Genomic DNA, 8,051 nt, shown 5'->3' on the forward strand with positions numbered 1-8,051 from the left:
CCTGAGACAATTGTAAGCACTTTAATTGAAACTTGGTTTAGCGATGGCTGAAAAATCTGTACTCCCTCAACGAGAACATTTCTTGATTATCGAGGATGATAAAGGCAGACAAGAAATACTTTTGCGAGAACCTACCTATAGTTTAGGTCGCTCTCACGATTGCGATATTCGTCTTCGTTCTCAGTTTGTCTCTCGCCATCATGCTACCCTGTATCGACGCATTCGAGGAGATGGCTCAAGTTACTATAGCATTGTTGATGGGGATCTAGAAGGGAAACGGAGTGTTAATGGCTTGTTAATCAATCAAGCTAAGATTAAGCAAGCATCCCACGATCTCCAAGATGGGGATGAAATTGTCTTTGGACCTCAGGTGTTTGCCATTTATCAGTATCGTCAACGAGATAAATTCCCCACCCTACCCAGTAATGATCCCTTCGATATTACTCTCATTGACCCTGCGATGATGGATTATGATGACGATACTAAAGAATATGATTAACTAGGAATAGCCGTAATAGCACGCCATTGTTGACTTTGTTTTAATGCGGTTTGTAGTTCTTGAAATCGTTGTTGACAGTGGTTATTAGGGTTTAAGGGGAGTTCGTCATTTTTCACCACGAAGGTGACAGGAACCTCATTTTTTTTAGCCACGGTGCTTTCAATTAAAATTTCGATACTGACTATTTTAGAAAAGGGGACTTTTCCGGGGGTTTCTTTGGCCATGAGATAATCAGTCGCTTGATAAACGATGCCAAAATCACAGGATTCTAATACTTCACTCAGGAGGGTAGGAACCTGTTCTACCGTAGCATTAGCGACGAAAGAAGATGTATAGCGAGCCATAACTGTTATTCCTATAGATAGATTATTGACTAGACTGCGGCCATCTTATAAAAATGAATCATTTTCGACAACTGATAGGACAACCAAGTGCGGTTGCTTTATTACAACAGGCGATCGCTAAAAACCGTATTGCTCCGGCCTATCTTTTTGCTGGCCCTCATGGGGTTGGACGGGCTTTGGGGGCTAAATGTTTCACTCAATTATTATTATCTTTAAATTTACCAGAGGAAAAGCAAGTTAGTCTTAAAAAACGGCTACTTGACGGTAATCATCCGGACTTTTATTGGGTGGAACCGACTTATCTACATCAGGGACAATTATTAACCCCGAAAGAAGCACAAGAAAGCGGTTTAAAACGTAAAGCACCTCCTCAAGTTCGCATTGAACAAATTCGTGATATTACTCAATTTTTAAGTCGTCCTCCCTTAGAAGCGTCTCGTTGTGTGGTGGTCATAGAAGCAGCTGAAACGATGACCGAAGCGGCCGCTAATGGCTTATTAAAAACCTTAGAAGAACCGGGAAAAGCAACATTAATTTTAATTGCCCCCAGTGCTGATTCTTTATTACCCACTTTAGTGTCTCGTTGTCAAAAAATTCCGTTTTATCGTCTTTCTGATGCTCATTTAAAGACAATTTTAGGTCGATTGGGTTACGAAGAAATTATTAATCATCCTGATATTATTGGTTTAAGTCAAGGAAGTCCCGGAGAAGCGATCGCAGCTTGGGAACAATTACAAACTATTCCTTTTGAACTGCGACAAAAGTTAAAAAAATTACCTCAAACCCCTTTAGAAGCTTTACAGTTTTCTAAAGAAATTACCACAGAATTAGATAATGATTCACAGCTATGGTTAATTAATTATCTTCAATATTCTCATTGGCAAACATCACAAGATAGACTGTTTTTAGAAAAATTAGAAGCAGCTAAAAAGCAACTTTTAAGTTATGTTCAACCTCGTTTAGTTTGGGATTGTTTGTTGATTCATTGATCAGTGTTCAGTGCCCAGTTATCAGTTATCAGTTTAAACAATAGGGGGTGTTCTTTTATTCAATTTAGGTTGATAAAAAGAAATAGCTGTATTTTTAACTCTATTGATGCTGTCGTTAAATATAACCTAGTTTTTTTGAAGAAGGAGTCAGAAGTCGTAGAGACGTTGCATGCAACGTCTCTACGACTCCTTGCCCCGAAGGGGAGATAAAAAAAAATTATATATGAAAAAATAAACTTTTTAATTACTTATCTTTGCTCAATTTCCTAATTTATCCCCTTTTGTTAAGGATTCCTGACAAAATAAGCAACGAGTTTGCGCTGTTTGAGAGGGTATGATATATTAAAAATGCAGAATGGACGGAATAGCGTATCTAAATATAATATTTTTAGTAATTTTGTTCTATAAAAAAGAGTGAGTAGTCAAGATGAAGCGCACCGCTTTCCTGACTACATGATTTATTCTTACATTCCAGGAAGGTTTAAACCACTGGTGAGGGTTTCCATTTTTTCCCGCATAGTTTCAGTTGATTTAGCGTAAGCATCCTTCATGGCAGCTGTCACCAACTCAGATAAAGCTTCTGGACTATTGCCCATAGCGTCTGGGGAGATAGTAACCTGACGAGGTTCTTGGTTACCACTCATGACCACAGTAACCGCTTTAGCCTCATCGCTATAACCTTCGATATTCATCTCCTCTAATTCTTGTTGGAGTTGTTGGGCCCCTGCTTGAACTTGTTGAGCTTTTTGGAACGCCTCTTGAAGTTCTTTGATTTTACCTAATCCGAAACCAAATCCTTTTCCTTTGTCTTGTGTCATATTCGTTAAAAATATCGTAGGTTGCTAATTAGTTATTTTCAGCCTTAGAAAAGACTTTTATGGTTGACGATTATTGAGATAATAAGATCAAAAACCTGGCTTTAAAAAGCGAGGAGTTTTTGGAAAGGGGAAGAAACCCTTGTTACAAAAACAACTTTTGTACGGGCTTAATATTATTAAGCCCCTACTGACTTTTAACTTCATAATCATCCCTTTGTAACCCTATCATTTTTTGGCTAATCTTGGCTTAATTTTTAGGGCTAATGAAAAAATTGACCCCGAATAATTATCGCTGAATTTCGGCGAATATCTCGGCTAAGATTTCTGTAGCCCCTGCATCACGCAAACGTAAAGCTAATTCTTGTCCTAGCTTTTCTGCTTGTGCTGGTTCTCCTTCTATCGTATCTTTAATCAAAGTTTTTCCGTCCAGACTGGCCACCATTCCAGTTAAGGTTAAGACATTGTTGTCAATCTTAGTGTTAACACCAATGGGAACTTGACAACCCCCTTCGAGTTCCCGTAAGAACGCCCGTTCTGCATAACAGCGATCGCGGGTTTCGGGATGTTCTAATACCTTGAGAAGGTCTAAAATTTCGGGATCACCGCTACGACATTCAATCCCTAGGGCCCCTTGTCCAACGGCGTGGAGGGAGATATCGTCAGGAATGACTTGATGAATGCGATCGCTCATATCTAACCGTTGTAACCCTGCAACCGCGAGAATAATGGCATCATATTCCCCTGCATCGAGTTTAGACAAGCGAGTATTGACGTTCCCACGAACATCTTTAAAGGTTAAATGGGGATAATGGTGACGTAGTTGGGCTAAACGGCGTAAAGAAGAGGTGCCAATGACTGAACCTTCTGGTAAGGTATCGAGTTGTTTATCTTGATGTTTTTCGTTAACCACCAGAGCGTCGGCCGGGTTGACTCTTTCAGTCACACAGCCTAACATTAATCCTTCGGGTAAGTTGGTGGGTAAATCTTTAAGAGAGTGTACCGCAAAATCCACTTGATTTTGCAACATGGCCGTTTCTAACTCTTTGGTAAATAATCCCTTATCACCGATTTTAGCCAAAGCCACATCTAAAATTTTATCCCCTTGGGTACTCATGGTTTCTACGTCAAATTGACGCTCAGGATAATGTTTTTGTAGTTGTTCTTGTATCCAGTAAGTTTGCACGAGAGCTAACTGACTTTTTCGAGAACCGATACGAATAGCACGACTAGAAACAACCATAGAAGGTAAGCTAATAATTAATGTAACGATGAGGAGACTCATTCTAGCGTATCGCAGTGTTTGACTCTAGTTAAGAGATTCGGAGACTTAGCAGGAAAATAGTTACATCTCTTTACAAATCAGGGAACAGTTAGCCAGTTACCAGTGACCAGTTATCAGTTGTCAACGAACTAATAGCTGAACTCCGAACTTACGTTATTATTAATATTGAATCAATTAACTTGACTGTATCCAAATCATGATTATTTGGCAAGCAGATTTCTATAAACATTTATCACAAGACAATGAACAGAATACTACCTGGAATCTGATTATTTGTAATGAACAAAAGGTTATTATTCATCAGGCAAGTTGTCAACAGTCTGAAGTAAATTCTAATTGGTTAATTCGTCAATTAGACCCTTTAGTTAAGCAATATTCTCCTGATATGATTAAGGTGTTTCGTCCTCAATCTTTAAGTTTATTTACGTTAGCTGGACAAACATTGGGAGTGAAAATTGAAGGGACAAGAAGAACCCCTCAACTGAAACAAATTTTAAAGGAAAAATATCCTAACGCTGTCAAAATAGACCAACCCCCTCCCCAAGCTATCCCCGAAAGTTTATGGGGTGATAAGTGGCGTTTTGCTACTTTTAAAGCAGGGGATTTTATTGATTATTTTAGCGATCGCCCAATTCCTATTAAAGTTTTACCCGAAGATTTAAACCCTATTAATTTAGGAATTGCCTCCGATGTTAATCTCCCCGGTGTTGTCATATATGGGGGTAAAAAATCGATGTATTTAGCCCGTTGGTTAGCTGATAATCAACCGGTTTCCTTAAATTATATTCCGACAGATATTAATAAGTCGGGCGGATTGATTTTAGAATCGGGGTTAATGGATCGTTGGGTTTTATTGACTTTTGAAGATGCAGAAATGGCTACATCGGCTCAACAGTATGAACAACAAAAAGAACAGAGTCAAGGAATTCATTTTTTACTAATACAACCAGATGATTCAGGAATGACTCAGACAGGAATCTGGTTATTAAGAAAAGAAGAATTTTAAGTTTTAAATTATGAATAACAGAGTCAATATTGTTTTAAATTCTAACAGTTTGTGGCAAAAAGTAAAACATCAAACAGAACAAGCTTTAAGTTGCGGTGCTTTGAAATCAATTCCAACTGACTATGAATTAATTAAAAATGAAGAAATTGACTTTTTGGTGAGAATTGTTACTAATTTAGGACGCAAAGAAAAAGCTAAAAAAGAGCAGAAAAAGCTAGGCAAAGATTTTAATCCTTTTTTGCCTTACGAAAAAGATTTATTTGTGGCTGATATTTCAGATACTCATATTTGTTTATTAAATAAATTTAATGTGGTAGATTATCACTTATTAATAGTTACCCGTGACTTTGAAGAACAAGAAACATTATTAAATTTAAATGATTTTGCTGCCTTGTGTGCCTGTTTATTACAAATTGATGGGTTAGGATTTTATAATAATGGTAAAATAGCCGGAGCTAGTCAACGCCATAAACATCTTCAATTAGTTCCTTTTCCTTGGGTTCCCGAACTACCTAAAACTCCCATTGATCAAGTAATAAAAACCGTAACCTATCAAGATAAAATTGGTCAACTGCCTTGTTTCAATTTTGCTCATGGTATTACTAAAATAGCATTCAATGATAATAACAATGTTTTAGAATTAGCTCAGCAAAGGTTAGACAGTTATCATGATTTATTAAAACATCTCAAAATTTCCATTAACGAAGAAGGAAAACCCGAACCTTATAATCTTTTAGTCACTAGAGAATGGATGATGATCATTCCGCGATCGCAACCTAAATATCAATCAATTTCTATTAACTCATTAGGGTTTGCTGGTGCATTATTAGTTAAAGATGAACAACAAATGAAATTATTAAGAGAAGTCAAACCCTTAACAATTTTAGAAAAAGTGTCTAATAGGTTAATTAATAATTAATAATTATTCAATCATCTTTAAATGTTATCTATTGATACGGAATAGTCAAAATCTGGCTTGTAACATGGAGTTAAGGGAACTTAGAGGGGCTTTTTTTCGTCCTGGGTGCTTAGTTTAAAATTTTGTGTTACAATTTGTAACGAAAAAGGAACCAAGACTAAAACAATGGGGAGACTAGGACTATAGACGAAAATCAACCTTATCCTAAAAATAAGATGTCATTTTATTAAATTTTTGGGGGTCAACCCATGGAAAGCTCATTAACAATTTTAAAATATTTTTTAGTTATCCTAGACTTTGTGGAATTTCTCGCCACACCTTTCGGACTCAGTGCAGCTATTATTCTATTATTGTGGAGTCGTTTTATCTTATTAGGTTAGACTAGAGGACAATCCAGGTTGACCATTTTTCACCACAAAAGATTGTAAAGTATCGAGAGAAGCATCTGCATCTAAGACACTAGATACAACTTGATAATCACTCTTGAAATACTCTGGGGTTAAGGTACAACGCACGTATCCGTGTCGGGTTCCTTCAAAAAACTTGACATGAGGGTTGGCTATTCTAGCTAACTTCACGACGCCAAGATAGTTTTGAGGAAACTGTGAAGAAATAGCAGTTCCCACAAACTCCGTGGCCACTATAGGCGATCGCGGATCATCAAAGTCTAATTTTAGCTCGTTAACCCAACTTGAATGAATATCCCCTGAAATGACGACTGGGTTAGAAATTTCATTATTATGTAAAAAATTAAGCAAACGACGACGAGACTCTATCCTGAAATACAAAAAGAGGACTCCCGTTATATTTCTCCCCAAAAAAAGACTCATAGAAATTAACGGGAGATGAATTTTTGCCAACAAATAAACCGACCAGCGGGAGACAACTTACACGAGTTGACATTGTGTGTAGATTAATTTAAACTAGGGAAAGTATTAATAGTGGTCGAACTAATGCTTACATTAACTTACGAATTTAAGCTAATCCCAAATAAGCAACAAATTGAGGTAATTGAACATACTTTAAATGTTTGTCGCTCCGTCTGGAATTATGCTTTAAGAGATCGTAAGGACTGGCTAAGTTCTAGAAAATCCCCTGTTAATTCTTGCTCATTAATTCAGGAATATATTATTTCTCCTGACGTACCTTACCCTAATTATCACAATCAAGCTAAAGCATTAACAAAGGCCAAGAAAACTAATGACATACTCAAATCAGTAAACGCTCAAGTTTTACAACAAGTCTTGAGGACTTTAGATAGAGCTTTTGCCGATATGCAGTCCAAAAAGTTAGGCTTTCCGCGCTTTAAAAATAGGGATAGAATGCGGTCTTATGTATATCCTCAAATGCTAAAAGATTGTATTAAAGGTAACGAAATTAAATTACCACACCTAGGATGGGTAAAGTTTAGAAAGTCTAGAGAAATACCTGATGGGTTTGAGTTAAAACAAGCTCGCATTGTAAGGAGAGCTAATGGTTACTTCATGATGCTTTCTTTACAGTTAGATGTTAATATTCCTGACGTTTCTTTTCATGGACATCCTTTAGGTATTGACTTAGGTTTAGATAAATTCTTGGCTACTTCCGATGGTGAACTTGTGGATAGACCTCGATTCTTAAATCGACTACATCGTAAGCTGAAATTGCTACAGCGTAGATTAAGAAATAAGAAAAAAGGCTCTAATAATAGACACAAGTTAAACAAAAAGATAGCTAGATTACATCAACGAATTTCTGATACTCGTAAAGACTGGCATTTCAAGTTAGCTCATCGTCTTTGTGACCAATCACAATCAATATTTATTGAAGATATTGATTTTAGGTCATGGGCTAAAGGAATGTTATCTAAACATTGTCTTGATGCTGGTTTTAGACAATTCATAACCATTCTTAAATGGGTAGCATGGAAAAGAGATGTTTTTGTTAATGAAGTTGACAAGAATTTTACATCTCAAATTTGCCCTAATTGTGGGTTTCATACTGGTAAGAAAACCCTTGATGTTAGAGAGCATAATTGTCCTGAATGTGGGTATAAAACCCACCGAGACGTGGCAGCAGCGCAAGTTATCAGAAATCGTGGTGTAGAAGAATATGCGCTAGGGCATAGCGTATCTGAAAATGCCTGTGGAGATGATGGGACGGGGGCTTTGCCTAGTTACCAATCTGTGAAGCAGGAAATCTTAAGCGCGAGTTT

The 8,051-nt window shown here is 37.1% G+C and carries 10 protein-coding genes; 6 read left to right on the top strand and 4 right to left on the bottom strand.

Annotated elements, in window-relative coordinates; translation table 11 throughout:
* Positions 1 to 43: 43 nt before the first annotated feature.
* A complete protein-coding gene (locus C4E06_RS03555) occupies positions 44 to 499 on the top strand; it encodes an FHA domain-containing protein (RefSeq protein WP_107666841.1) in 456 nt (151 codons plus the stop codon).
* On the opposite strand, the gene C4E06_RS03560 is transcribed toward C4E06_RS03555, so the two are convergent.
* Positions 496 to 843: a hypothetical protein gene (locus tag C4E06_RS03560; RefSeq protein WP_107666842.1), complete on the bottom strand. Its 348-nt coding sequence runs from the start codon at positions 841 to 843 to the stop codon at positions 496 to 498. The two genes, C4E06_RS03555 and C4E06_RS03560, sit on opposite strands and share 4 nt — an antisense overlap.
* A gap of 53 nt (positions 844 to 896) precedes the next feature.
* Between C4E06_RS03560 and C4E06_RS03565 the strand changes: the two genes are divergently transcribed.
* Entirely contained in the window at positions 897 to 1,832 is a 936-nt protein-coding gene (locus C4E06_RS03565) for a DNA polymerase III subunit delta' (RefSeq protein ID WP_107666843.1), read from the top strand.
* A gap of 464 nt (positions 1,833 to 2,296) precedes the next feature.
* On the opposite strand, the gene C4E06_RS03570 is transcribed toward C4E06_RS03565, so the two are convergent.
* Positions 2,297 to 2,650 carry a YbaB/EbfC family nucleoid-associated protein gene (locus tag C4E06_RS03570; protein ID WP_107666844.1) on the bottom strand — a complete coding sequence of 118 codons (354 nt, stop codon included), beginning with the start codon at positions 2,648 to 2,650 and terminating at the stop codon, positions 2,297 to 2,299.
* Between the two features lie 286 nt (positions 2,651 to 2,936).
* Positions 2,937 to 3,890 (bottom strand): hydroxymethylbilane synthase, encoded by a 954-nt coding sequence (hemC, locus tag C4E06_RS03575; RefSeq protein WP_107666849.1) that lies wholly within the window; start codon positions 3,888 to 3,890, stop codon positions 2,937 to 2,939.
* Positions 3,891 to 4,128: 238 nt separating this feature from the next.
* Between hemC and C4E06_RS03580 the strand changes: the two genes are divergently transcribed.
* From C4E06_RS03580 to C4E06_RS29165, 3 genes are all read left to right on the top strand, one after another.
* Positions 4,129 to 4,938: a Tab2/Atab2 family RNA-binding protein gene (locus tag C4E06_RS03580; protein ID WP_107666845.1), complete on the top strand. Its 810-nt coding sequence runs from the start codon at positions 4,129 to 4,131 to the stop codon at positions 4,936 to 4,938.
* Between the two features lie 10 nt (positions 4,939 to 4,948).
* Positions 4,949 to 5,857, top strand: coding sequence for a phosphorylase (locus C4E06_RS03585; RefSeq protein WP_107666846.1), 909 nt, complete (start codon positions 4,949 to 4,951; stop codon positions 5,855 to 5,857).
* 248 nt (positions 5,858 to 6,105) lie between these two features.
* Positions 6,106 to 6,237, top strand: coding sequence for a hypothetical protein (locus C4E06_RS29165; RefSeq protein WP_255412120.1), 132 nt, complete (start codon positions 6,106 to 6,108; stop codon positions 6,235 to 6,237).
* On the opposite strand, the gene C4E06_RS03590 is transcribed toward C4E06_RS29165, so the two are convergent.
* A complete protein-coding gene (locus tag C4E06_RS03590; protein ID WP_232826144.1) occupies positions 6,229 to 6,645 on the bottom strand; it encodes an alkaline phosphatase D family protein in 417 nt (138 codons plus the stop codon). The genes C4E06_RS29165 and C4E06_RS03590 overlap by 9 nt on opposite strands.
* Before the next feature lie 165 nt (positions 6,646 to 6,810).
* On the opposite strand from C4E06_RS03590, the gene C4E06_RS03595 reads away from it, so the two are divergent.
* The coding region (locus tag C4E06_RS03595) for an RNA-guided endonuclease TnpB family protein (protein WP_107666847.1) at positions 6,811 to 8,051 on the top strand (1,241 nt) is incomplete at its 3' end.

The sequence above is a fragment of the Cyanothece sp. BG0011 genome, from assembly GCF_003013815.1.
Lineage (GTDB): Bacteria > Cyanobacteriota > Cyanobacteriia > Cyanobacteriales > Microcystaceae > Crocosphaera.

Coding starts and splice junctions, on each gene's coding strand:
- hemC (WP_107666849.1), bottom strand. CDS start 3,890: ATGGTTGTTTCTAGTCGTGCTATTCGTATCGGTTCTCGAAAAAGTCAG.
- C4E06_RS03580 (WP_107666845.1), top strand. CDS start 4,129: ATGATTATTTGGCAAGCAGATTTCTATAAACATTTATCACAAGACAAT.
- C4E06_RS03555 (WP_107666841.1), top strand. CDS start 44: ATGGCTGAAAAATCTGTACTCCCTCAACGAGAACATTTCTTGATTATC.
- C4E06_RS03565 (WP_107666843.1), top strand. CDS start 897: ATGAATCATTTTCGACAACTGATAGGACAACCAAGTGCGGTTGCTTTA.
- C4E06_RS03585 (WP_107666846.1), top strand. CDS start 4,949: ATGAATAACAGAGTCAATATTGTTTTAAATTCTAACAGTTTGTGGCAA.
- C4E06_RS29165 (WP_255412120.1), top strand. CDS start 6,106: ATGGAAAGCTCATTAACAATTTTAAAATATTTTTTAGTTATCCTAGAC.
- C4E06_RS03570 (WP_107666844.1), bottom strand. CDS start 2,650: ATGACACAAGACAAAGGAAAAGGATTTGGTTTCGGATTAGGTAAAATC.
- C4E06_RS03560 (WP_107666842.1), bottom strand. CDS start 843: ATGGCTCGCTATACATCTTCTTTCGTCGCTAATGCTACGGTAGAACAG.